Source organism: Hahella sp. KA22 (assembly GCF_004135205.1).
Lineage (GTDB): Bacteria > Pseudomonadota > Gammaproteobacteria > Pseudomonadales > Oleiphilaceae > Hahella.
In genome coordinates, this window is sequence record NZ_CP035490.1 from 4,079,919 (window position 1) to 4,106,332 (window position 26,414).

The 26,414-nt window shown below is 59.3% G+C and carries 9 protein-coding genes; all 9 read right to left on the minus strand.

Going from position 1 to position 26,414, the window contains the following annotated elements; genetic code table 11:
- Positions 1–47 precede the first annotated feature (47 nt).
- The gene (locus EUZ85_RS18105; RefSeq protein WP_127970609.1) at positions 48–1,292 is read right to left on the minus strand and encodes an MFS transporter; all 1,245 of its coding nucleotides are present in this window, start codon (positions 1,290–1,292) and stop codon (positions 48–50) included.
- 119 nt (positions 1,293–1,411) lie between these two features.
- Positions 1,412–4,501: an alpha/beta fold hydrolase gene (locus EUZ85_RS18110; protein ID WP_127970610.1), complete on the minus strand. Its 3,090-nt coding sequence runs from the start codon at positions 4,499–4,501 to the stop codon at positions 1,412–1,414.
- Entirely contained in the window at positions 4,491–11,612 is a 7,122-nt protein-coding gene (locus EUZ85_RS18115) for an SDR family NAD(P)-dependent oxidoreductase (RefSeq protein ID WP_127970611.1), read from the minus strand. Before EUZ85_RS18115 ends, EUZ85_RS18110 begins: the two co-directional genes overlap by 11 nt.
- 119 nt (positions 11,613–11,731) lie before the next feature.
- Positions 11,732–12,286 (minus strand): isochorismatase family protein, encoded by a 555-nt coding sequence (locus EUZ85_RS18120; protein ID WP_127970612.1) that lies wholly within the window; start codon positions 12,284–12,286, stop codon positions 11,732–11,734.
- 12 nt (positions 12,287–12,298) lie between these two features.
- Complete coding sequence (locus EUZ85_RS18125) at positions 12,299–13,717, minus strand: FAD-dependent oxidoreductase (RefSeq protein WP_127970613.1); 1,419 nt, start codon at positions 13,715–13,717, stop codon at positions 12,299–12,301.
- Between the two features lie 18 nt (positions 13,718–13,735).
- Entirely contained in the window at positions 13,736–14,617 is an 882-nt protein-coding gene (locus tag EUZ85_RS18130) for an ACP S-malonyltransferase (RefSeq protein WP_127970614.1), read from the minus strand.
- A 60-nt stretch (positions 14,618–14,677) separates the two neighbouring features.
- Positions 14,678–20,425, minus strand: coding sequence for an SDR family NAD(P)-dependent oxidoreductase (locus tag EUZ85_RS18135; RefSeq protein ID WP_164887284.1), 5,748 nt, complete (start codon positions 20,423–20,425; stop codon positions 14,678–14,680).
- Between the two features lie 14 nt (positions 20,426–20,439).
- Positions 20,440–21,282 carry a polyketide synthase dehydratase domain-containing protein gene (locus EUZ85_RS18140; protein ID WP_164887285.1) on the minus strand — a complete coding sequence of 281 codons (843 nt, stop codon included), beginning with the start codon at positions 21,280–21,282 and terminating at the stop codon, positions 20,440–20,442.
- Positions 21,266–26,350, minus strand: a complete 5,085-nt coding sequence (locus EUZ85_RS18145) for a beta-ketoacyl synthase N-terminal-like domain-containing protein (protein WP_127970617.1) — start codon at positions 26,348–26,350, stop codon at positions 21,266–21,268. The genes EUZ85_RS18140 and EUZ85_RS18145 overlap by 17 nt, the downstream gene beginning before the upstream one ends.
- Positions 26,351–26,414 lie beyond the last annotated feature (64 nt).

Here is a 26,414-nt window from a genome sequence, read left to right on the forward strand (position 1 = left end):
ACATTCAAACGCTGACCGTTAACGGGACAGCGTTGTTTATTATTTTGCTAATCCGCGTATTTCACCTGCCGCGTCAGGCTCAATTGTTCTTTGCAGCAAACCAGAATCGCCAGGCAGACGCAGAGCAGCGCGGAGACGATGGGGGCGTTGACGCTGATGTTGGCCACAAAGCCGAAGGCGAAGCCGGAGAAGCCTGCGCTGAAGGCGGCGATGGCGGCGGCCATGCCCATCATGGAGCCTTGTCTGCTCGCATCGACGCTGATAGAAAGCTGCGCCATCAAGCCGCTATATGACAGGCCAAAGCCCACTGCGCCCAATACCGCCAGCAGATACAGCGCGTAGGGGTGTGTGCTAAGCAGGGTTCCGCCGATACAGAGCGCCATCAGCGTCAACGCCAGTCCAACCATGCCCAGAGGCTTCAGCATTTTCATGGCGGCGCCCACCAGAAACAGGAACGCCGCCGCCAGGCCAAAGCCGACCCAGGAGACGAAGCTGCTCACTTCCTGCTGACCGAAACCGAGCCCGCCAGTCAGATACAGACCGATAAACTGGAAGAAGGTATTCCACCCCACCAGCATCAACAGCAGGAGCAAGGCGTAGGTGCGGATATCCTTGATCCTGACTGCGTCGAGCAGGTTTGCTATAGGATTGGGAAGCGCCATCGCGCGGCTCTCGACGTCCCGTTTCTGGTCCTGGAATACAAGCAGCAGGATCAGCAAATTCACCACGGACAGCGCCGCCACAAAGATAAAAGGCGTTTGCAGATTGAACCAGGGGACTAGCGCGGGATCGCTCAGATAACCGCCGATCAATGGGCCGACGACATAGCCCAGGGAGACAAAGAACATGATGTAGCCAATATACCTGGCCCGCTGTTTCTCCTCGGTGACATCGATAATGGAAGCCTGCGCGACGGGCAGACTGCCGGAAAAGAAACCGCCGATAAGGCGCCCGGCCATGAACAGCCACAGGCTCTTGAACGCCAACGCGAGCGCCAGAAACACATAGCTCATCGCCAGGCCGCTCAGGCACAGCAGCAACGTCTTCTTTCTTCCCAGCCCGTCAGAAAGCGCACCCAACAACGGCGCACCGAAAAACATGGCGATGGAAAACGCCCCCAGCGCCACGCCGTAAACGCCATTACGGAAACCTTCAGAGCCTTCGCTGATCAGCCCGGCCACGGGATCGTGGGCGATGGGCGTCAACATGGGAATAATCAGGCTGGCGCCCAGATTATCAATGAAGATAACCAGATAAATGCCGATTAAACTCAACATCCTTATGTTTGTCATAAAACCTCTCGTACTGGAGCGCCCTAGGAGGACGCCCTATATTTTTCCCATTATTTGCTATTTGATTTGGCGCTTTATTCGCCTCTTAACCCTGGCCAGTGCGCCGAAACTTCTTCGTCTTAACCGATAACCTCCCCATTGAGAAAGCGGAGTAATTGCGTATTAAAAAACCGGCTCGCAGTCAGAGGAATGAAATGTCCGTGTTTCTCCACAACCAGTTCGGCGGCCTGAGGAATGCGGCGTAACTGATCGAAAGTGGCTTCATCGATGACGCAGTCGTTTTGCCCATGGATCAGCAACACGGGTATCGCGATCCCGCCAAGGCGCGCATTGACGTCAAAGCGCATCAGCGCGTCGTAGTAATAACGCAGCACGTTCATCGGCGCGCCGGAGCCCAGGCTGGCGACAATATCCTCCGCGCCGTCAAATACAACCTCAAGAATGTCGCGATGCGCCCTCAGTTCATCATGCAAATCCAGCGTATTGCCGAATACGTCCTCGCCGAAGCTCGGCGCCGTGCTGATCAACGTCAACGAGCGCACTAAATCCGGGTGACGAATGGCGATCAGACAGGACAAGCATCCCCCCAGAGACCAGCCCACCAGATCGACGGCGCCGCTGTTTAACTCCTGTTTAATAAAAACCGCCATGTCTTCCGCCAAGCTCTCCAACGAGAAAGCGGCGGCGTCGAACGGACAGTTCTTGTGGCCGGGATAAATCGGAATTAATACCCGCCGCCCGGACTGAGTCAGCGCATTGATCTGCTGTGTCCAGGCCTCTGCGCTGGTGTTCAGAGGCGGCGCCAGGATAACGGGCCGCCCTTCCCCATAGCTCAGCCATTGCGCCATGGGGCCGGATGCGATTGGCGTCGTGGTTTCTCTCGGCGCTTTCGCTGTCACCGTCTCTTCCACAAGCGTCGCGCTATCAGCGCCTGACGCGGCAATAGCGGTGGCCAGATCCGCCAGCGTCCGGTACTTGAATAAATCATGCGCCTGCAGCCCGGGACCGCGCTGTTGATAAGGCGCCAGCAGTTTCAGGGCGGACAGGGAATCCAGCCCGAGATCTTCGATTAACGCGTCCTTGGGCAGCTCATCTGGCGCAAACCCCAGCAGGTCTGACACCGCGGCGCGCAACTCTTTCACTATGGCTTCGGTGGAAAGCGCCGAATCAGCCTGGGTGGACACAGAAGCGTCGGCAACTTGCTCGTCTTCACGGTCATCAATCCAGTATCGTTTGCCGTCAAACGGATACACCGGCGCGTTCACCTCTGGGTTCAGTGAGGCGACCGCCTCTAATCGGCGGCGCATGTCCTGCTGTTCACCAGATCGCCACAGCGTCACCAACGCCAGGTTCTCTGTGGACAAAGCAAGCTCTCGCACGGCCAAAGGCGCATCTCGCACTGCTTCTCCGGCGTCCAACTCATGCGCCAGTTGCGCCAGTGCGGATAGCAAATCAGACTTACTCGCGGCGATGACGACACAGTGTTGTCCGTAGCGAGGACGGCGCAGCAACAGTTGGCTGAGGTCATAAAGGGCGTCCTCGGCCAAAGTCCCGACTAACTGATGAAGCCGCCCGACAATGGCGATCAGGCTGTGGCGACTCTGCGCCGAGAGACAGAACGGCAGCGCCTCCCCTGTCCAGCGGTCAGTGGATTTCCGCCTTACAGAGGGCATTTTTTGCAGTAATACGTGGCCATTGGAGCCAGTAAAACCAAAGGCGCTGACTGCGCACAAGGTTTTATCCTGCGGCCATGGCTGGGGTTCGAAATTCATGCGAAAGCCGGCGAAGTCGATCAGCGCATTGGTTTTGCGCAGAGGCGGAAACGGCGGAATCGTCTCGTGCCTGAAACTCAGCAGCACCTTGATGATGCCGGCCAGCCCGGAGCACACCAGCGTATGTCCGATAATCGGCTTCACCGCGCCTAATAGACAGTCGTAATCCTTGCCGCTGTCCTTGAACGCCCCGGTCAAACCGCGCATTTCAATAGGATCGCCCAGATGGGTGCCGGTACCATGGGTTTCCACATAGGCGAGCTGATCAATATCCACTTCATGCTTTTGATAAAGCCCGCTGATCAGTTTTCTTTGCGACGCGGCATTCGGAGCCATCAAGCCGTTGCTCTTGCCGTCATGGTTCAAACCTGTCGCCGCGATAACGCCGTACACACGCAGCCCTCGCTGTCGGGCTTCTCCGTAGCGCATCACAATAATCGACGCGCAGCCTTCCGCCGGCGTAAAACCATCCGCATCATCGCTGAACGCCGCACAGCGCCCGCTTGGCGACGACATGTTGGAGCGTTGCGCAAACTCAAACAGCTCCGGCGTGCTGAACACAGAAGCCGCCGCCACGATCGCCGCGCCGCAATGGCCCGCCTGAATATTGAGGCAGGCTTCATGCAAGGCGCTCAGCGAAGAAGAACAGGCGGTATCCAGGGTCAGCGACGGCCCGTTGAAATCATAGAAATAGGAGATCCTGCCGGACAAGGTCGAGGTCGCATTGCCCAGAAAACTGTGGGTGCTGAACGCCTGGTCAGGACGTCCCGCCACCACGAATTTATAGTCGCCGGGCAGACTGACGGCGAATACCCCGCACTGCATCTCCCGCAATTCGTCCAGTCCCAGGTAGCTGTCGTCAATGGCGTGCTGCGCGGACTGCATCAGCAGGCGTTGCTGCGGGTCCATGCACTTGGCTTCATTGGGAGAGATTTTGAAAAATCCGGCGTCAAAGTGGTCGTAGTCGGGCAGAAAGCCTCCCACAAACTCCCCTGCTCCCGAGCGAGGCCAACGCTCTGTCGCCGTCAGTTGGGAAGTCCTCTGCATGATCGCCCGCCAATAGGCCTCCAGGCCGTCGCAACCGGCGAACTGGGCCGCCATGCCCACGACAACAATGGCGTCATCCTGGATGTCGTCTTGCAGATCTTCGCCCCGGGCCGCCTGCGTGGTCTTACTCAACTGGCCCGACGCCCCTATTTGCGGCTTGTCCGCCAGCGCCTTGCTGACGCGGACGGCGAGCCCGTCGAGGCTGATGCACTCGTAGATATCCGTCGGCGTGATCGCAATGTCGAAATGGCGATTGATCAGCTTGCTCAATTGCGCCGCCAGAATAGAGTCCACGCCGAGGGAGGCGACTTCCGCCGCCGTCTCAATATCGCCTGGGTCCGCTAATAGAGCCTCTGCAAACAGCGCAACAAGGCGCTCTTTAACTTCCATGATTCACCTCTTTCATCGCGGCGCTGTCCGCCGCCTGTTCAAACCAATAAGGCTTCGTATCGAAGACATAACCCGGTAAATGCAGACGACGATAAGCGCCGTCCGTAAACAAGGGCGTCCAATCAATCAGCGCCCCCTGTTGATATTGCGCTTTGGCTTCCTGCATCACCGCCGTCCAGTCGTTTTGCGACAGGTCAGGCGTCCAGTGCGAAGCTTTGCCCGCGCACTTTTCCTGACGAGCGGCGTCAGTCTGGCGAATCTGCTCCACCAGATCTGTGGTGGAGCGCGCGATCCAACTCAGGCGATAAGGAAAGGCCTCGCGGCCGGTATTCAACGTAAAAGCAATGTCCGCCAACCCGTGATCGGAGGCTTGCAGGCGGTCCAGTAATTGCGCCTTCATGCCCGCCAGCGAGTACGGCGTTTTGGCGCTGAGGGTGACTAACCAGCATGGCCTCTCCGCCCGTTTGACGACCGGCGACGGCAACCGCTCTGACACAATGACATGCGCGTTGGAGCCGCCAAATCCGAACGAACTGATCCCCGCCACCCTCGGGACCGCCGCTTCCCAGGCGCAATTCTCGGTCAGCAGACGGAACGGGCCCTCGTTGAGACGAATCATGGGATTCAGGCGATGGAAATGGATATTCGCCGGCAGTCGCCGATGTTGCAGACACAGCAGCACCTTCAGCAGCGACGCCATTCCCGCCGCAGGCTCCAGGTGACCGATATTGGATTTCACCGCGCCCAGCGCGATACTTCCCTCGCGTCGGTTCGGCGCCAGCGCGCGGAACGCCTGATGCAGGGCGTCGATTTCAATGGGGTCGCCCAGTTGCGTGCCGGTGCCATGGGTCTCGATATAGCTGACCCGCTGCGCCAGTTCCGGCGTGTAGGCCTTTTGCAGCAACGCTGACTGCGCCTGTGGATTCGGCGCGGTCAACGAGTTCGCGCGCCCGCCATGGTTTTCCGCAGAGGCTTCGATCACGCCGTAAATGCTGTCGCCATCCCGCTGCGCATCCGCCAGACGCTTGATCACCACGCACCCTACGCCTTCCGCCCGCACATAGCCGTTGGCGCTGTCGTCAAAGGTCGCGCAGCGGTGATCCGGAGAAAGTACGCCCATGCTGTGCGCGGCATCGCTGATAGCCGGGTCGATCAGCAGACTCACCGCGCCCACCAAGGCCACATCGCATTCGTTGCGCTGCAATGACATCACTCCGCGATTCACCGCCACCAGCGCGCTGGAACAGGCGGTGTCGATGGTCTGACTGGGGCCGTTGAAGTTGAGCAGGTACGACACCCGGTTGGCCAGCATGGCGTGCGCGTTGCCAGTGGCGGCGTAGGGGTGCGAGCTTTGCCCCCAGGTCTGCAGCAAGGTCTGATAATCGTTGAACTGCACCCCGGCGAAAACGCCGACATTACTCAGTAATGCCGGCGCATACCCGGCGTCGGTCAGAGCGTTGTAGCTGGTCTGCAAAAACAGACGGTGCTGCGGGTCCATCAGCATCGCCTCGCGGGCGGACAGGCCAAAGAAGCGGGCGTCAAAACGCTCAATATCGTCAATGGTTCCCGCGTAATAGTTTTTATCTCCCCAGCGCTCCACGCGGCGAATGGCGCTGCGGTTCGCCGTCAGCAGCTCCCAGAATGCGTCCAGATCCGCCGCTCCCGGCATGACGCCGCTCATGCCAATGATGGCGAAGCCTTGCTCTGATACTGTCTCCTCGGAGCGTCCCTCCGCAGACGTCTGCGGCGCCGACGCAACAACGTCCGCTTGAGATGACTCGCCGGATAACGCCGCCTCGGTCTGCGCATCAGTGTCGTCCGAGGCGGCGTCCGCCAGAGTGGCGCCCTGTTGCAGCAGATATTCCGCCAGTCGCTGGATATTGTTGTAGCTGAATAAGGCGTTAGGCGGAACCTGGGCGCCAAAGGTCTTGCCAATATCCTGCGCCAGGGTCTGCATCATGACGGAGTTGAGGCCCAGGTCGCCCCAGCTTTTGTCTGCACTGATATCCTCTTCCGAAAGCCGGGTTAAGGCTTGCACCAGACGGGTCAGCCCCGCCTGGATTTGCGCTTCGGAGGCGACGGCCTGAGACGGGTTTTGACTGGCGCTTTTACCCTGTTGTTTAGGCTCTTGGACGGTCGTCGACGTGAAGCGCTCGCGGATCTTTTCCTGATCGCCCACCAGTCCCATAACCTGGTCATACTGATCGGCGACGCCGTTAATCCAGGTGATGAAGAGCGTCGCGCCCTGCGCCAGCGTCAACGGCGTAAACCCATAATGACGCCGCAGGTAATCCGCCAGAGAGCGATACTGATCCATCAGGTTTTCGCTATCCTGATCGTCGATCCACAGCGGCCAGTTGATAGACAGCGTATGGCCCTTGCGCGCCCCTTGTTTGACCCGTCGATTGCGCTCCGCCGCAAACTCGTCAAGAAAGCGGTTGGCGGCGACGTAGTCGCACTGCCCCACATTGCCCATGATGCTGGACATGGAAGAAAACAGGCAGAAGAAATCCAGCTCCAGGTGGGCCGTGCAACGGTCCAGTTGTCGGGTCCCCTCCACCTTCGCCGCCATGACCGCGGAAAAGTCCGCCAGCGACTTGTTCTGCACCTGGGCGTCTTTCAATACGCCGGCGGACTGAATGACGCCGTGCAAACGACCGTGCTTTTGCAGTACATCCGCAATCAGGCGCTGCGCTTGAACCGGGTCAGCGATATCGGCTTGCTGATAACTGATTTCTCCTTGCGGCCATTGCTGCAGCCAGGCCGCCCGCTCTGGCGACAGCGCTGACCGTCCGACCAGAATCACGTTGGCGTTGTAGTCCGCTTGCAGACGTTGGGCGATTTCTTTGCCGATCATGCCCATGCCGCCGCTGATCAGATATACGCCTTCCTGGCGCAGACGTGCTCCCTGAGCGGGTTCAATGCAGGTCAGGCTGCGCTCCCAGCGTTCCCCTTTCTGATTATTTCTTTCCCTGGGCTCACCTTCACCGCGTTCGACTTCCTTGAAATCCTCTCCGGTTTCGGCCAGTTCGGCTAACAGCCAGCCCCAGTCCTGCTGGTCCCAGGACTCAGCAGGTATGGCGATCTGCGCCTGCCGGTAGCTAACATGAGCATTCTCCAGCGCCAGCACTCGGAAAACTCCGCCCATGGCGATGTTCTCCGGGATTTGCCTGCTGTCGTTGACGTTCAGTATGACGCAAGGGCGCGAACAGGCCTGCATCGCCTTCGCCAGATTCAACGCCGACGCGTCGCTCCAGGACAGGTTGCAGTTAATCCAATAAATCTCTTCCTGATTCAGTTCATGGGCGATGTAATTCAGCGCCTGAGTATAGTCGTCCAGGTTATCAGGCCGCAGGGTCAGTACGTCATGCTGAAAACTCAACGCCGCGCCCGGACGGATGAGCAGCACCCGCGCGCCGTCGATCAATGTCGGCAATGCCTGCTCTGACGGCGCCATCACCGCCACCAGCGGAATGGGCTTCGACAGCGTTGGGGGTTCCGTGTGTCGCCATACCGGCGCCAACAGTACGGCGGGCGTCGAGTCCGGTCTCAGCGCTGAAGATGGCCCGACAGGTTTAGCCGTTTTAGACTCTGCCGAAACAGCTTCCGCCTGCAGCGTCGGCGCCCAGTAAAGATCGCGGGCGAAAGGATATTTAGGCGCGTCTCGCAGCAGTGACTTCACTGGAAAGACGGCGGCGAAATCCACGCGATCCCCTTGCAGGTATGCACGCATTAACGACGCCAATGACCCGTTCGCCGGGCTATTCGTTTGCAGGCTATTTGTTTGCGGACTGTCCGTTTGCAGACTGTCTGCGCTTTCCAGTCTGTCAATCAATACGCTTGCGGACTCTACGACGTAGCATTCCCGCTCGGCGTGATGTTGGCGGGCGCAACACAGGGTGTAGCTCAGGCTGTATAAATTGATTTGCGGCTGCGCGCGCAAATACGCCGCCAGTTGCTGTTTCACCCGTCGCAGACCGCTGCGATTGGGCGCCGACAGGGCAATAAGATAGTGCGATTGCGCCGGAGCTGTTCCGGCGGATTCCCTCGCCAGGTACTGCTGCAGAATAACGTGGCCATTGGCGCCACCGGCGCCGAAAGAGCTGAGCCCGGCGAAGCGGGTGACCGCTCCCGCCAGAGGCCAGTGCTGCTTTTCCCGCACCAGTTGAAAGCGGGTTTGTTCGATATTCAGATAGGGATTCTCAATGGCGCAATGCAGTGTTGGGGCAAGCTGTTCATGGGCGAACTGCTGGACCACCTTGAAGAGTCCCGCCATCGCGGCGGCGGATTCCAGATGCCCGATGTTGCTTTTCACCGAGCCGAGGTAACAAGGCGCGTCCGCACCCTCCAGATCAGCGCCGTATGCGTTTTGCAACGCCTGCAGTTCAATGGGGTCGCCCAGACTGGTGCCGGCGCCATGGGCCTCGATGTAGTTAACCTGGGCGGGATTCACGCCGGACTTACGTATGGCGTCCTGAATCACCCGTTGTTGCGCCCGCGCCGACGGGACCGTAAAGCTGCTGGTCTTGCCGCCGGAATTAATCGCTGTGGCGCGCACGATGGCGTAAATCACGTCCTGATCGCGTATGGCGTCGGCGACGGTCTTTAACACCACCACCGCCGCTCCTTCGCCGGGAACATAGCCGTCCGCCTCCACGCCGAACGCGTGACAATGGCCGCTGGCGCTGAGGAACTTGCCTTGCGACAGCAGCCGGTATTTGCCCGGGTGCGCCATGATATTCACGCCGCCGGCCAGCGCCATGCGGCAATCCCCCAGACGCAGGCTGTTGCACGCCATGTGCAGCGCGGTCAAAGACCCTGAGCACATGGTGTCCACGGTGAGACTGGGGCCTTGCAGATCGAACGCATAGGACACGCGATTGGCGATGGCGGCGAACGAACTGCTCACGACTCTGCCGGGGGCGTCCAGGTCCTGATAATGGCCGAACATGGCGGCGGCGAACACGCCCACCTCCTGGGTGGGCGAAGCGAAATAGCCGGCGTCTTCCAAGGCATGGTAGCTGACTTGCAGAAACCGTCTTTCCTGAGGATCAAGCAGCGCTGCGTCCACCGGGGCAATGTTGAAAAAAGCCGGATCGAACTCAGCGACGCCCGCCATAAAACCGCCATGACGGCCATAAGCGGCACCCGCCTGCGTGGCAGAGGCGGAGTAATCCCGCCGCCAGTCCCAGCGATCCTGCGGGATGACGCACACAGCGTCTTCGCCCTCCGCCAGAGAACGCCAGAACGCTTCCGGCGTCGCGCCATTGGGAAACTCCCCCGCCATGCCGATGATGGCGATGTCGTCGTCCCGATAAGCGTCCGTCGAGAGTTTGGGTTCATTGGTCAACGTTGGGGTAGCGCCGCCGCCATGAGTTTTGACATGCTCAGAGTTAGCTTCTTTGCCGTCAGGCGTATTGTCTGTGGCGTCAATTTGCGCTTGTTCGGCAGGTGCTGTTTCCACTTGCTGGGACGCCGCAGCGCCGTCCGTGTCCGCCAGACAGGCGCATAACAGCGGCTGCGCCCGCTCCATCAAATGCTCCGCCAGTTGCCTGATGGTGGAGCACTCAAACAAGATAGCGCGACTGAGTTTGAACTCGCCCTCGGGCGATAACTGCGCCGCGATGTCTGTGCTGATCTGAATGCTGGCGACGCTGTCGAGGCCTTTGTCCAGCAGGTTGTCATCATCCTTCAGGGTTTTCAGTCCGCTATGGCGACGTACGATGTCTTTCAGCCAGCGTCTCGTTTTCTCTTCTAATGCGCCCTTGTCTGTTAACGATACAGACATTGACGATACTGGCGCTGAGGAGTCAGGGGCGACCTGAGTTTGCGCCTCTCTCGCTGGAGCCTCCCTGTCCCCGCGCAATGCCGCCATTCCTTCCGCTGCGCCGTCGTAGATCACCAAATGGCGTTCTCCCGCGACCAAGGCGGATAGCATGCGCTCACAGGCGGGGCCCGGCTCCATGGGACGCAGTGCTGACCCGTCGGTCATCTGCATACCCTGAGAACGCCACAGGCCCCAGGCGAAGCTATACCAGTTAGGCAATTGCTCCGACGCCAGTTCAACGAACTCATTGGCCGCCCCATAAGCGCATTGCCCGATGTTGCCGAGCGTCGCCGTCAGGGAACTGAAGTTGACCACGTACTGCGGCCGGTAATCCTGCTGCAACGCCGCCAGATTCAACACCACGCCGACTTTGGCGAGCAGGGTCCGGTGCAGGCGCTCCGCATTCAGGTTATGGAAAAGACAATCGTCCAGCGTTCCCGCCAGATTGAACACCGCCTTGATCGGTCCGAATCCCTGCTCGATATGAGTGAAAGCCGCCTTCAGCACGCCATAGTCCGTGGCGTCGACGCGCAGGTAACTTTTCACGCCATACGCCTTCAAAGTCTGCGTCAAGGCGGCGTCAGGCGCTTTGCGGCCCAGTACGAATAAATTCAGCCGACGGGAAGACTGCAGCACGCGAATCAGTTCCTGGCCCACGCCGCCGGCGCCGCCGATCAGCACAATATTGTCGCCGTCGTGGAACGGGGTTTGACCCGCATCGCCCTGCCCCGCGGCGATCCAGGACTCAGCGCGCAGGCCCGACTCGTCAAAGCGCAGGCGGCGTCCCGGCCAGGCGAGCGCGGCGGAGATGCGGCCTGATAACGATGCCCCAACAGGACCGGAGGGAATGCGTGCGGAAGTGAAGACGCAACGGGGCATTTCCAGACAGGCGGAACGGGCCAGCCCGTCGAATAATGCACTGAGCGCATCGGATTGCGAATGGAACGACAGCAGGCGCATCTGGCGATTCTGAGCGAATACCCAGCGCAGCAACTCAAGGCTGCGACGGCTATGGGACATCCAGCTCCCCTGAGTCAGCGAGGCCACAGCCTGATTGCGTCCGGCAATCACTGCAACAATATCCCGACCGCCGTCGATCCGGGCCAATTCGGCCTGCATCGCCGCCTCATCCGCGACCTGATCCAGGCGCAGAACCGCTGCGCCCATATGGCGTGCAGCCTCCGCCGCCTCGGCGCTGTCCGTCGCCACCAGCACTCGCTCCGCCTGAATTTCGCCGTAGGGAGGCGCGGCGACCTCCGTCAATTGCCGTCTTAATATTTCCATTCAAACACCACTGTAAATATGCGTTGAGTCTTCCGTGTTGCTGCGCCGAAGCCTTTTACAGCCAAACCATCCCCATAGCGCCGCCAGCGACGCTATGCTTTCGCCCACAGCCAGCGCGATTAACGAATGTAGCGCCCATCCAGATATTTCATCGCCAGATCCAGATAATTGGGGTATTCGGAATGCCGGATCAGCTCGAAGAAGAACATTTCCCGGGTGATCAGTTGCACGCCGTTTTGCTCAAGACGTCGCAGCGCCGCCTGATGGTCGGTTTGCGAGCGCGCTGAGCAGGTGTCCGCCAGCACAAACACCTCTTTGCCCTGGGCTTTTAAGCGCAGCGCAGATTGCAACAGGCAGACGTGGGTTTCCGCTCCCGCCAGCACGTAATGATCGCGTCTGGCGGCCTCCACAGAGTGAGCGACGGCCTGTTCCTGCATGAAATCGAAGTGGGTTTTCTCCAGATATTCCGCGTCTTTCGCCACCTCGGTCAGAGATTGCGACAGCTTGCCGAGCTTTTTGTGCTCGATGATCTGGGTGGGAACCTGCAGATCGCAACACATGTCCGCCAGCCAGCGGCAGTCGTTCAATAACTGGGTGCCGTTTTGCAGCAGTGGAATCAGCTCCAACTGCATGTTGAAAATAACCACAGACGCTTTTTCTTTCTGTAACAACATTGTCCGACTCCTTTAAACCATTAAGTCCTTGATGAATTTGTGGGATTGCTCTTTGTGCAGGGATAGCGCCTTGGCCGTCTTGAAGATCAGGTCGCCAACCCAGGAGGCGAATTTTTCCCCCGGCTTGTTGACGCCCATGATGTCCTTGATCACTTTGAACTGTACGTAGGCCAGCGTGTTGTCCCGATAGGGATAGGCGGCGCCCAGCCGATCCGCGATCACCATCGCCGAGACAATGGCGCCTTCGTGCCCGGTCAGGCTGGTGTCTGTGCCGCAGAACCAAAGATTATTAACGCCCTGAATCTCTTTGATGCGGGTCTTGCGATAGAAGTCCACGGGCCTGAGCTTGGGCAGCTTCCATGATCTTTCGCAGGCGATGCGCTCCGGTTTGATCTCGGCTTTCGGATCGAAAGTGACCAGCAGCGGCTTGTCCACGCCCCGATACGGCGGCAGTGCGTTATTGACCCGGGTCAGCGTGCCGAATTGCGCCTCCGGGGCCGTAATATCGAAGCTGTCCGGCATTTTGAACTGACAGTAGAGACCCTCGCCCTGGGCGCTGATCCAGCTCTCGTCGTGATGCAGGTAACTCCTCACGGGAACATGTTCAAACCCGCCTAAAATCTCCTGGTAAACGGTTTCCGTGGTGGCCAGCATCGATAAAGTCACGTCGGCATGAGTAGCAAATATCACTTGATCGAAACGCTGACTCTTACCGTTGAACTCCACCGTGACCCCGGAGGCGGACGGGGTCACGCGCTGCACCGGCGTATTCAGTTTCACCCGGTCGCCCAGTTCCTGAGCGATGCGTTTCAGGTAGCCGTTTATTCCCCCCTTGGCTTTGCGCCAGTAGCCCGGCGAAAAGAACGACAGCAGATTCATGTTGAAGGAAATGGCGACGTACATCAGCGTGTAGTCCAGGGACGGCGCGTTACAGCCGGAATAGACGGTCATCAACGGCGCCAGCGCCTGATATTTGAACGCTTCCGAATAGTCGTTTGCGTCCAGATACTGGCCGATGCTCATTTTCTTGTAACGCTCATCCCCGGAACTGAGCACGGCGGCCATGTCCAGATGAAAGCGGTCAAACTCCTGCAACAGCTCCGCGCCTAACTCGCCTTTGCCGTTGAGATTGTTCCAGAACCGCCCTTCCCCGGGAAAATCCACGTGCATGGTCAGCGGCGCCACATAACTGTCGACGCCGAAATGCGTCAGCAAGGCGCATAAGTTAGGAGACAGGCGCTCATTGAAATACTCCACGCCCATGTCGATATACTGCGTTCCCGTCTCGGTTGCGACAGGGTGACTGTAGGCGTGGCCGCCCAGATAGTCGCTGGCTTCGAACAGCGTGACCTGATTGTCTTTACTGAGCAGCCACGCGGCCATTGCGCCTGCGCCGCCCCCGCCGATCACGGCGATGTTGCTTCCTTTCATCTTGTTTACCTCTCTGGGTTAAGCCTGTGCGGGGGTTGCGACCGCATGCTGAATTTTTCCCTGCAGGTTGGTGAGCACCCGTCCCGGCCCCAACTCGACAAAACGCGCCTGCGGGTAGCGCCGCAACAGGCTCTGAATGGTCAGCGACCAGCGCACGGGTTTTACCAGCTGAAAAGCCATTTCTTCGACGAGGTGCTCGCCGCCAATGGGGTCGCCACTGGTGCTGGAAATCACCGTCTTCTGCGGCGCTTTGAGGTCGAGACCCCGCAGAAAGTCCGCGAACTGCACCCGGCAGGGCTCCATGTAGCGGGAATGAAACGCCCCGCTGACCGGTAACGGCACACAGCGCAGCCCTTCCTTTTCCAGCAGCGGAGATAGCTGTCGCATGCGTTCTTCCCTGCCGCTCAACACCACTTGCCCCGGCGCGTTGTCGTTCGCCACATCCACATCGAAACAATCAAGCTGGATCAGCTTTTCTCTTAACCTGTCGGCGCTGGCGCCCAGCACCGCCAACATGCCGCCGCCACGGATGGCCTGCATCAGCTCTCCGCGTCTGGCGACAATGCGAAGCCCGGTCATCAGGTCAAACACGCCGGCCGCAAACAGCGCCGGAAACAGCCCCAGGCTGTGTCCGAGCAAACAACCGTCATGGGAGTCATGAAAGCTTCGACCGGCCTGACTCAGGTGGTCCAGATAGGTCAGACAGCACACAAAGTACAGCGCCGGCTGTGTATAAGCGGTCTGGTTCAAGCGCCCTTCCCGGTCCTGCAGACACAATTCGGCGAGGGAGTAACCCAGGACCGCTTCCGCATCCTGACACTGGGTCGGGTAGCGCTCGAACACGTCTTTTCCCATGCCCGGATGTTGCGATCCCTGGCCGGGAAACATCAGTATTTCCATGGTTTCAACACTTCCATCGTTGTGGTTTATCAGACGGTTTCACCGTCGTTCCGGGCGGCCTCAGCTCAGGTCAAAGACTTCAAACCGGGGCTCTGGCCGCACTTGCCGGGGGCGCGTATCAACATCGTCCTCCGTGTGCGGACGCGCCACGACAGACACCATGTCTTCGAGCATGATCAGCACGTCTCCGCGCCTGTCGGTGAAGTAGAAATCAAAGCGTCGGGCTTTACTGGCCTGAGCGCTGGTTTTCTCCAGGCAATAGGCGTACACGGCTTCATTGTCCGGCAGCCGGTTGACCGCCAAACGCCCCAGGTGATAGGGCATAAAGACGGCTTTCTCGCCGCCGCCGGTATTTGCGGTGGAGCCCTCCGGCGCCAGAATCGCCAGTTGCAGGCCGGCGTCCAGCAGCGCGGGAGACACCAGCTGTCCCCAGTCGTGATCGACCTGTAAAAAGGCTCTGACCAGGCCCGGTCTGATGTGCGCCCAGCGAATGCCCTGCAGCGGCTGACCATAGTCATAACCGCGCTGCTTGAAGCCCGCATAGATTTCCGCCTGAGGCCGGCGCGGAGCGTTGTCTATGTCCATCGCCTGCAAAGGGTTTTCCATGCCCAGACGCGCCAGTACGGCGGAGATATTTTGCGGAGCGCTAACGTCCTGGGTTCGTTCCGCACTGCAATACTGGGTAAAGCCGCCGCGTCCGACGAAGAGCGTGCGGCCGCCTTCCTCAATCACCTCCACCTTGTGCGGATCGGTGATCATGTCTTTCCACATAATGTTGACGAAGCCGCCTTCATCGGCGTTTTCGCACAGGGTCGACAAAGTCCAGGCGGCGGGCGCCATGGTGCGCCCGTTAATGCGGTGAGCCTGCGTCAACGAGTGGAAGCCCTTGAAGTTGGATTCAACCGAGTCAATCCAGTGACGGTGGCGAATGAACACATACTCCGGGACCGCCGCCAGCCGCCGCTGCGGGTAGAACTCGCGCCAGGGCAAATCGTTTCCGGCTTCGTACAGGGCGGCGACGCTTTCCGCGTTGTCATGGGTCAGTTGTTGTGGGGACGCTTGTTGCGCTTGTCCTGATGTCTCTTTCTGTGACGCGACGCCCGTCATTTGCAGATCCCGTCCCAGTTGTTGAATCAGATCAGCCTGATCGCGACACACCAGGGCCCGGCGGAAGCGCTCATGATCCCGCGCGCACGCCAGCGTATACGCCAGCGCGTCCATATCCACCTGCTGTCCCTGCAGCCATTCTCGCAGACCGTCCAGAGTCTGCTGCAGTCCTGCGCTGCTGTGATGGGACAGCGGAATGACATAGATCTCTGGTTGGGTTGCGCTCTGCGCAGCGTCGCTCAGGGTTCGCGGCGACGCCTGCGCAACGCCCTGAATTACCACATGGGCGTTGCCGCCGCCGGCGCCGAAGGAGCTGACCGCTGACACTCTGGGCGCCGCTGGGTCCCATGCGCGCCGTTCCCTGTTCAACTGAAATGGAGTCTGAGCAAAATCCAGATGGGGATTAAGTTGCTCCGCGTGCAGCGAGGGAACCCACTCGCCGTGATGCATCTGCAGAACGGCTTTTAGCACGCCGCAAAGACCCGCCGCCGATTCCAGATGCCCCACGTTCGATTTCACCGACCCCAGACGAATACTCTGGGGCGCGGCCGCCGCGTAGCTTTTGCTTAACGCGCGCAGTTCGATGGGGTCGCCCAGTTCCGTGCCTGTGCCGTGCGCCTCCACATAGCCCACCTCCTGGGCGGATACGCCGGCGGCTTGCAGCGCTTTGCCGATCAACGCCGCCTGAGCCTCCGGATTGGGCGCGGTATAGCCGTTGGAGCGGCCGCCGGCGTTGATGGCGGAGCCTTTGATGAAGCCGTAAACGCGATCATTGTCGCGCATGGCGTCTTCCGCCCGTTTCATCACCAGACAGACCACGCCTTCGCCATCGACAAAGCCGTCCGCATTGGCGCCGAAAGGCTTGCATTGTTCGCTGCGGGACAGCATGTGCAGACCGCATAGTTGCTCGTAGTGTCGGGGATGGGTAATGAGATTCACGCCCCCCACTACCGCCTGTTCGCAGTCGCCGTTTTTCAACGCCTGACAGGCCAGGTGCAATGCGGTTAGCGAGGCGGAACACGCCGTATCCACCGCCATGCTGGGTCCGCGCCAGTCAAAGAAGTAGGACGCGCGATTCGCCATCGACCAGAACAGCGAGGTCGCCGGCGCAGTGGTCGTTTGCACTGGGGTGTGCCAGGCGTAATCGCCGTTCATCACTCCCACGAACACCGCGGTGTCGCTGCCCGCCCACTGCTTGCGGGTATAACCCGCGTCCAGCATTGAGCGGTAAGTCTGCTCCAGCATAATCCGCTCTTGCGGGTCCATTCGCGCGGCTTCGTTGGGCGTCAGATTGAAAAACACATGGTCGAAGGCGTCCACGTCGTCAATAAAGGCGCCGCGATTGGTGTAGCTGCCGCGACCATTAAGTGGCGCCTCCGTGAGGAATCCCTCCTGCTTCCAGCGCTCCGCCGGAATCACATCGGTGCAGTCGCGCCCCTGGCGCAGATTGTCCCAGAAACGCGCCACATCCTGCGCCTTGGGTAAGCGCGCCGACATGCCGATAATGGCGATGTCGCCCGGACGCCATAACAACGCTGCTGGATCGACAGGGGATAGCTGCGCATCTGGATCATTATGATCGTCGGGAAGCTCACTTGCCTTAGAGACCTGCGCCGTCGCACTGTCTGCCGCCACTTCTTCGGAGGACGCCGTCGCTACAGTAGTCGCCAGGTATTCCGCCAGTTGGCGCAGGTTGGGATACTCAAACAGCACTGTGGCGGGCAGATATCCGAATATCTCCTTCAATGGACGAATCAGCTCCAGCGAAATAATGGAGTCAACGCCGTACTCCTGAAACGGCGTGTCCGCCTCCACGTCCTCCGGCTCCATCATCATGGTGTCCGCAATGACCGCGCGAACCTGATTCATGATTTCCGCCAGACTGTCCTGTTTCGGCGGCGTTTCCTCTACTGCGACCTGAGGCGCAACCGGCGCTGCGCTTGTCTCTCTTTCACTCCAGCCCAGCCCGGCGGTCAGTATATGCTCCGCCAGCTGTCGGATAGTGGGATATTCGAACAGAATCGTGGCGGGCAAGTACCCCGTTTTTTCCTTGATCGGTTTCAATAGCTCCATGGAAATCAACGAGTCGACGCCCATTTCACTGAACGGCATGTCACGCTCGATTTCGCTGGGGTCGAATTGCAGCACCTCGGCGATAACCGCCTGCAAAAACGCTTCAATAGACGCCTGACTGGCGACGCCTTCCTGAGGCGCGGTTTGCGCAGGCTTCGCGTCAGCCTGAGACGTCTCTTCGGGCGGAAAATCCTGCGCCTGAAGCGCCGTTTTTTGAGGCGCTGCGCTTTGCTGCATGGCCGCCCCGGCGAAGCCGACGATGACTTGCTGATCTTCGCCGCCGTGGGCGTCCACACCCTGGAATCCCGCCTGCAAAATCAAGCGCCGCCAACTGTCTCCAGACAGTAAGGGACTGTTGGGAATGCGATACGAGTCCTGGCTCAGCCACCAGCCGTCCGTGAGGCCGAAGGTCAGGGTCGCGTAATCCTGGCAGGAAGTGATTTCGTTGAGCACGAATACGCCGTCGTCACGCAACAAACGCCGCACCTGCCGCAAGGTTTCCGGCAAGTCCGACGTGGCGTGGATGACGTTGGTGGCGATGACCACATCGAAAGGTTCTTCGAACGCGGGCGGCTTCTCGATATTGCAGATTTTGTATTCCACAAAGGGATAGTCGGCGAACCGGCGTCTGGCTTTGTTCAAAAACGCAAAAGACAGGTCGGTAAAGGTGTAGCTGACGTTGTCAGGCGTCAGTTGCGGCAACACAAACTGAGTAGTGCTGCCGGTGCCGGCGCCGATTTCGATAATGCGCAGAGGACGTCCCGCGCGCGCCTTTTGCAAGTTGGCGACGATTCTGGCCGCCACCTGGTTGAAGTAGTCCGCAATGGGGTTGTCCCGGTACACCGGCTCCACCAGCTCAAAGCCGCCATCAGGGAAGATCACGCTCAGCGGATTGGTCTCCCCGCGCAAAATGGCTGGCAGATTTTCGATGCATTGATCCAGCAGACGGATATGCCCTTGCAGCTCTGGATAGCGGCGCACCACTTCCTCCCGCTGCGGCGAATGCCCCGCCTTAATGCTTCTAAGCGCCGCCGCCAGCTTGCCGAACTTGGGCGCAATGGCCTCCGGCATGGATGTTTGGCCCAGACGCCAGCGCGCGTACTCCTGCAACGCGGCGGACATCGCTTCGTTACGGGCGACTAACGGGTCTTGCGTGCGATAAGCCGGGATCAGGTCGGCGTCGGCGCCGCTTGCAGGCGTTATATTTTGATTAATTACAGTTGTATTTTGATTCGTTGTCTTTTGATTCGTTGTATTTTGATTAATTGCATGAGGCGTAATATGCAGGCGTTTCAACGCCAGATCTGAGGCCTTCACCACCGTAATTTGCCTGCCCTCCGTCACCAGAAACCGCTCAATGACGGCGAGGCCTTCGTCCACTTCAATGGAGCCGATTTGCAGCTTTTTCATGCGCTCGCGGTAGTGCTCCGAGGCCACCACGCCTACCGAACCCCAGAAGCCCCAGTTGATGACTTTGCTGTTGATCATCAGTCCGTTGTGCAATAAATCCGCGAAGGCGTCTTTGGCCACACAGGCGGCGGTGTAGTTGCCCTGCCCCGGATTGGCGATATAGGACTGAATGGAAGAGAAAAACAGGCAGAAATCCAGCGTCCGTCCCTTCAACGCCCGCGCCAGATTGTAGGCCCCGTGAACTTTCGGCCGCAGCACATTGAACAGCGTCTGCTCGGACATCGCCGTCAAGGACGCGTCCTCCAGCACCAGCGCAGAATGCACCACGCCATGAATCACCGCGTACCGGTCCAGCACCGCCTGCAATGCGGCGCGGTCGCCGAGATCGACGGAGTGATAACGCGCCTCCGCAGCGCCCAGGTCGCGCAGTCGCATCAATAAGTCTTGAGCCTCAGGACGGCGCCCGAGGATAACCAGTTTCGCCTGATAACGAGCGGCCAGATATTCCGCCAGCTTACCGCCCAACCCGCCGGCGCCGCCGAGAATCACATAGGTTCCCTGCTGGCGGAAAGCGGATTGCGCAGGCCATGGGCGCAAGGTCGTCGGCTGCATGTCGGCGACGCCATAGCGTCCGTCTGCAATGCAGACTGGCGTTCCGGGCAACGTCGGCAGAGATATGCGCAACAGGTCCTGCAGTACGTCCGCCGTCAGTTTTTGCAGTGAGAAACTGCGCACTGTCCATTCCGGACGCTCCTTGGCCAGAGTCTGCGCCAGCCCCACGTAGACGCCATCCACAGGATGGGTGACGCTGTCAAACAACGGACAGGCGACGGCTTTGTCCGTGAACACGTCCAGCTTGACCGCAGGTTTGTCCCCCAGCGCTTTCAGCAGCTGAAAAAAGGCGCTGACGTCTTCATCCGGAACGGCGGCGCGCCAGGGAGTGCGCGTCACGAAACATAGACGCAGCGCGGCGTTCCCAGCCACCGCCCGCGCCAGATCATCGATGGATTGAGGGTTCAGCAGGCGCACGTCCGCCTGAGGCGAACGCTCGGCAATTTCCTGGCGCAGCGCCGCTTGCGATGGTGGAACAATGATGATCCGGGGCTGCTGCTCTTCCTCCACCTCGTCCTCCGGGGCCGCAGGTAGAGGCAGGGTTTTCCATTCGGGAGAAAATACCAGCGAATCAATAGCCGTTTGAGAAATTCCGGCAAACTCCATATCCCTCATACTCCTTATTGTAAATGTGATGGTTTGACGCCCAGGTCAAAAACAGACAGCAAGGGGGTGTAGGCTTCGTCAAAAATGGTGAGGTTGGTGCGAAACGGAGACAGCTTCTCCGTCAGCACAAAGGCGCTGCCCAGGGCCTGATCGGGCAGCGCTCGATGTAAGGTCAGTCGGCCCAGGGAATACGGCATCAGACTTTCCCTGCGCTCGCCGATGGAAATCGCCATGCCCGCCTGAAACGCGCAGTCCAGCAGGCTGGCCCAGCCCAGAAAAACGCCGTCGTTGTTGCTGAGCCAGGACAACGCTTTGTTGGAGAGGCGTTGCACGTAGCTGATGCGCTGAAAGTAAGGGCCGTAGACGATCCCCATGTCGGCGAAGGCGGCGTAGACCTCGCTTCGCGGAAAGTGATCCCGGGTTTCCGCACCGACCTGGCTGCGCACGCACAAGGGCGTCGCCAATGGATCAGCGCGCCCGGTGACTGTTTGCGCGTTCAAAACGCCGCCGCCGCACGTCTCCCCCGCATGCTCTATGCGGAACTCAATGCGCGTGGGGCTTATCGGCGTCAATTGCACGTCGATGTCCGTCACTGGCGCACCCGCAAGAACGGGACGCAACCAGACCACGTCATCGATAAATCCGGTTTTGAAGTCCGGCCGCGCCTTGGCGATGGCGCTCAGGGCCAGCTCCAGATACACCACGCCGGGCAGGACTTTCCAGCCGCGCACGCGATGGTGCGAAAAGTAAGGGTGATCGTCTCTCAGGCTGACGCGAAATCCATCGCCGGCTGGCAGGCTGCGCCATTGCCCTTCGGTATCGAAAAAAGAGTCTCTGGCTCTAACGCTTGCGCTCATAATCTGTCTCGCCATCCTTAGCTGTTGTTGTTACCTGCGCCAATCCTGCTTGCTGTTTGGCGTACTGCCCTGTCTGATTCTTGGTATACCAATAGTCGCGTTCGTCGAACGCATAGGTCGGCAGCCTCATTTTGGCGGCGCCGGCGCCTTCGTACAGACGCCGCCAGTCAATATGGAGCCCTTGCAGGAAACGCGATTGCAGCTGCGCCAGACAGGTTGGATCGTCAAGGTTTCCTGGGGCTATCGCCTCATCTGCGGCCAGCGTTTGATTGTTCTGGCTTGGTTCATTCTGAGATTGGCCGTGTCGAGGCGCATGCACGCCAACATGACCGGATCGGAGTTGCGTCAGTAATTCATCCACGCCGCTCACCAGCCAGGCGTGGCGATACTCGAAATGTTCGCGCCCGTTGCTCAACGTGAAGGCCAGATCGAGCAATCCGCTCTCCCCTAGCTCCACGCGGCGTTCAGCCACGAAATGCGCCAGCGCCGCCACCTGTTTCTGCAACGCGCCGGCGGTGCGCGCGGAAACAGGAATCAGGTATTTGTCATACGGACTCACTGCACGGCGCTCCCGCCGCGGGGGCGCGGAAAGAACTACGTGGGCGTTGGCGCCGCCGAAACCGAAGGAACTGACTCCCGCCGTCAACGGGTGCTCGCTGCGCCAGGGAATGGCGTCCGCCAACACCTGAAATGGCGACGCTGACAGATCAATCTCCGGGTTCAGATGCTGGAAATGCAGATTCGCGGGCAGTTGTTCGTGCTCGAAGGCTTTGATGACTTTCACCACTGACGCTACGCCAGCCGCCGGCTCCAGATGGCCGATGTTGGATTTAACCGCGCCAAGCCAGACCGTTTGAGCGGTATTGCCGTCGGTCAACTCCTGTAAGGCGCGTTTCAGCGCCGCCACTTCGATGGGATCGCCCAGGCGGGTGCCTGTGCCGTGAGTTTCGATATAGCTGACCCGTTGCGCCAGTTCCGGCGTGTAAGCATCCAGCAGCAGGCGATACTGGGCGTTGGGGTTCGGCGCCGTCAGCGAATTAGCCTTGCCGCCGTGGTTCTCCGCCACGCTTTCAATCACAGCGTGAATGAGGTCTCCGTCCGCCTGCGCGTCCTGCAAGCGCTTGACCATAAAGCAGCCCACGCCTTCCCCTCTTACATAGCCATTGGCGCTGGCGTCGAAAGTGGCGCAACGGCTGTCCGGGGACATAAAACGCCCCGCATCCAGGCCTTCGTTAATCTGCGCATCCAGAATCAGGTTGACGCCTCCCACCATGGCGGCGTCGCAGACCTGTGACTGCAGATCCCGACAGGCCTTCACCAGCGCCGTCAACGCTCCGGAGCAAGCCGTGTCCAAGGTAAATGACGGACCATTCCAGTCAAAAAAGGCGGAAATGCGGTTGGCCAGAATGCTCAGCGAATGTCCCGACAGCGAATACGGCGTCTGTTTTTCGCCGTCGCGAGCCTGCAGTAAGGCATAGTCGCTGCCGGTGGCCGCCATATAGCATCCTATGCGGCCGCCAGCTAATTGAGATGGCGCATAGCCCGCGTCCTCCAGCGCTCTCCAGGCGGCCTGCAGCAACATTCGCTGACGCGGGTCCATTCTGGTGGCTTCCAGGGGCGATATAGAGAAAAAGCGCGCGTCAAAACGTCTGACCGAGGAAATATATCCGGCGCGGTAGCCCGACAAAGAGCGGTCCGCCGGCGCAGCGGCGATACAGTCCTTACGATCCAATAAGGCGCGCCAGAAGCTTTCCGCATCGTCCCCGCCCGGCAAAGTGGCGGCCATCCCGACGATGGCCAGTCTGTCATCGTTGTTTCGGTTTTGGTTTTTGTCACGGCGACGATCAGTTCGGCGCTCTTGCGAGTTGGCGATCCGCTCCGGAGATTGACGCTGACGGATAGCCCCGGCCACCTCGTTGATGGTGTTGAACTGATAGAACTCATAGCTGCGAAACCTGATACCGAAACGCTGCTGAATCGCCGCGGCAAGCAGGTTGTAGCTAATGGAGTTCAGACCCAGCCACCCAAGAGGCTGATCAAGGTCCGGCGCGATGACATCGAGTTTTTCCCGGAGTAGATTCCGTATCTCCTGCTGCAGTCCCGGTTCTTGCGGAGCCGCTTCTAACGACGCTGACGACGCCGGTAACGGCTGCGTTATAAGCGGTAGGTCGGCCAACGCAGCTTCGCTCAGGAGTTTGACATCCGCTTTGCCGTTGGCGGTTAACGGAATACAGCTCAAGCGATGCAGCGCTTTCGGCGCCATGTAATAAGGCAAGGCGCGCTGGAGCCATTGCATCGCGGCTGCAACGTCGAATCCGCTGCTCTCCGGGGCGCAGACAAAGCAACACAGATGCGCTTCCGGTTTATGCCTGACTACGGTGAAAACGGCGGCGTCCGGGGCGAACTCTTTCAGGCGGTGACTCACCTCGCCAGTGTCGACCCGATAGCCGTTTACTTTGTACTGACTGTCCCGGCGGCCGACGTATTCTATGTCCTGATGGGACAGGTAATGCACGATATCGCCGGTTTTATAGGCGCGGACGCCATTCGGCAAAGTGACAAAAGCCTGCTCTGAGGGCGCGTTCAAATAGCCTTTGCCAACGCATTCGCCCGCGATCGTCAGTTCGCCCTGCATTCCCGGCGGCACGGAGTCGCCCTCCGCATCCAGAATGTAGTAGTCGCTATTGAAGACAGGCCGCCCCAGAGGAATCCGGTCCGCGTCCGTCACCCGGCGGCAGCTGGCCCAGATCGTCGCCTCGGTGGGCCCGTACATGTTGTATAACTGTCCGGTCTGTTGCAGCAGGTATTGCGCCAGCTCTTTATCCAACGCTTCGCCGCCGCACAGAATGGTCAGTTCGCCAGCGGCGCGCCAGCCCGCCTGCTGCAACATACGCCAGGTTGACGGCGTCGCCTGCGCCACGTCCGCCCGCCATTGATTGAGCGCTTCCCCTAACAGCTCCGCGCTCACGCGGGTCTGATCGGAGACGATATGCAGCTCACCGCCGCACATCAGCGGTAATAGCAACTCAAGGATGGAAATATCGAAACTGATGGGCGTCAGGGCCAACATCCGCTCGCCAGCCTGAAAGCCCGGTGAGGCCTGCATTGACAAGAGAAAGTTCGCCAGATTGCCTTCGCTGATGGCCACGCCTTTGGGTCTGCCTGTCGATCCGGAGGTGAACATCACATAGGCCGTGGCGTCAGGGGGCGCGTCCGTCGTCAATGCCTGTTCAACCCTGTCGTCCGCAATGGCGGACTCTGTGGTCGCCAGGGCGAGCGAAGCGTCGACGTCGATGATCGCGGCGCCGGGAAACAGCGTTTCCGCTCGGGAGCGCGTGCGCGCATCCACCAGGAGGACGCCGACATTGGCCACATCCATCATGTAGCTGAGCCGTTCATCGGGCAGCAGTGGGTCCATGGGCGTAAAGGCGCGCTGACACGCCAGGGCGCTCAGATAAGCTACCGGCAGCGCCGCCGTCCGCTCCAGAAATACGCCTAGGCTACTGTGCGCCGCAAAGACATTTGAAGAGCCATTTGTAGAGCCATTTGCAGGGGCCTCCAAAAGCGCCATGATTTCGCTATACAGGCGTCCGATGGCGGCGCTGGTTTGACGATACGTCAGGCTCGTCCGCTCATCGCTGATGGCGGGCGCATTGGCGTACAGTCTGGCGGCATGCGCCACCCTTTGCAGAATGCGCGTATGCGGTGCGGACTCGTCACGTTCGCCGCAGATAACCGGCGTCAAAGGCTGGCTGAGGCGGCATTCACGCAGTGGACGCTCTGGCGTTGCGGCGATAAAGGCCGCGACTTTGACAAAATTATCCGCCAGCGCCGTCAGGGTTTCCCTCGCCATAAAACGGGAGGATGAATCGAAGGACAAAAACAGTTGATCGCCGTCGCAACTGAAGTTGATGGCGAGATCATTCTGGCCTCCAGTATCCGGACGTTCGCTCAGCTTCACTTGGCATCCCGCCAACGCCGGCGCGGCGTAAGGCACAAGTCCATCAGAGGCGTTCACCACCAGATTAAGCAATCGGCCGCCATGATTAGCGCGCGGGTCCGCCCACTCAACCCATTGCAGCGTGGGCGTGTGTTGATGCGGGCGTACGGCCTGTCGCGCCTGTTTGACGCTATTGAGCAATGCCGCGCCGTCTTGATCAGGGTTAACCTTGACGAATAGCGGAATCAGATTGGTGAAGCAGCCAAAGGCCTGCTGCTCGCCCCGACAATTGACCGTATGAGCGATAGTGACGCGTTCCTCGTCATGCTCTTCCGTCGCTGAGTACAGTTTTACAACTGCGGCGGTAACCGCGACGACGAACTGAAACAGGGTGAGATCGCGCTGTTCCAACAAGGCTCCGATTGGAGCGGCGCTCCCTTCGTCCAGTGCTGGTCTCTCGGTCAGCAAAGGTTTGCCAGCCAGCGTAGGGTTGATCGCCAGCGTACGCTTAACCGAGAGATACACGCCTTTCTCTTTCGGGGTTTTGAAACAAAACGGCAGCGTCTGCGACAGTCGCGCGCCTTGCAGGTTCGCCTTCCAGTAGTCAACGGACGCTTCATTAACCGGCGTTTCGCCGATTTGCGTAAACGATATTTTCGTTTCTTCCCTGCCCTGATCATCCAGGCGCTCCCGACGACGCCAATAGTCAGACAATGTATTTATAAAGGGTTGATAGCACTCGCCGTCAAAGACCAAATGGCTAAATTCTAACTTCAGCCCAGTGACCTTATTATCCTCAGTAAAACAAGCAAATCTGAACAACTTGTCGCCGGCGGGATCAATGGGTTCTGAATGCATCCATTGCGACTTATCGGTAACGATATCCAGCACTTTATCGGGCAATCTATTACAGCCGACAAAGAGCGCATCATCTCTTTCTGAAAAGAAACTTAACAGGCAGTTAAATCCATTTAAAAGCACTACTTTTAAAGCTTCATTTAACACCTGAAACTCAATGTTTCCGGCTAATTCAAACCGATACTTTAGTGTCAGGCCAGGATCATCAGGGTTACGTCGATAGCGCAGCCACTGAAACTGTTCATAACGGGTTGCCTTACGTAATTTCATGAAGTTTTCTCAAGCATTAAAATCCCTAATTTCACTTGATAAAATGCCGACGCAAAGTTGCAGG

Bases quoted from the DNA above. Each gene is read 5' to 3' on its own strand.
- EUZ85_RS18105 (WP_127970609.1), bottom strand. From the start codon at position 1,292: ATGACAAACATAAGGATGTTGAGTTTAATCGGCATTTATCTGGTTATC.
- EUZ85_RS18110 (WP_127970610.1), bottom strand. From the start codon at position 4,501: ATGGAAGTTAAAGAGCGCCTTGTTGCGCTGTTTGCAGAGGCTCTATTA.
- EUZ85_RS18115 (WP_127970611.1), bottom strand. From the start codon at position 11,612: ATGGAAATATTAAGACGGCAATTGACGGAGGTCGCCGCGCCTCCCTAC.
- EUZ85_RS18120 (WP_127970612.1), bottom strand. From the start codon at position 12,286: ATGTTGTTACAGAAAGAAAAAGCGTCTGTGGTTATTTTCAACATGCAG.
- EUZ85_RS18125 (WP_127970613.1), bottom strand. From the start codon at position 13,717: ATGAAAGGAAGCAACATCGCCGTGATCGGCGGGGGCGGCGCAGGCGCA.
- EUZ85_RS18130 (WP_127970614.1), bottom strand. From the start codon at position 14,617: ATGGAAATACTGATGTTTCCCGGCCAGGGATCGCAACATCCGGGCATG.
- EUZ85_RS18135 (WP_164887284.1), bottom strand. From the start codon at position 20,425: ATGGAGTTTGCCGGAATTTCTCAAACGGCTATTGATTCGCTGGTATTT.
- EUZ85_RS18140 (WP_164887285.1), bottom strand. From the start codon at position 21,282: ATGAGCGCAAGCGTTAGAGCCAGAGACTCTTTTTTCGATACCGAAGGG.
- EUZ85_RS18145 (WP_127970617.1), bottom strand. From the start codon at position 26,350: ATGAAATTACGTAAGGCAACCCGTTATGAACAGTTTCAGTGGCTGCGC.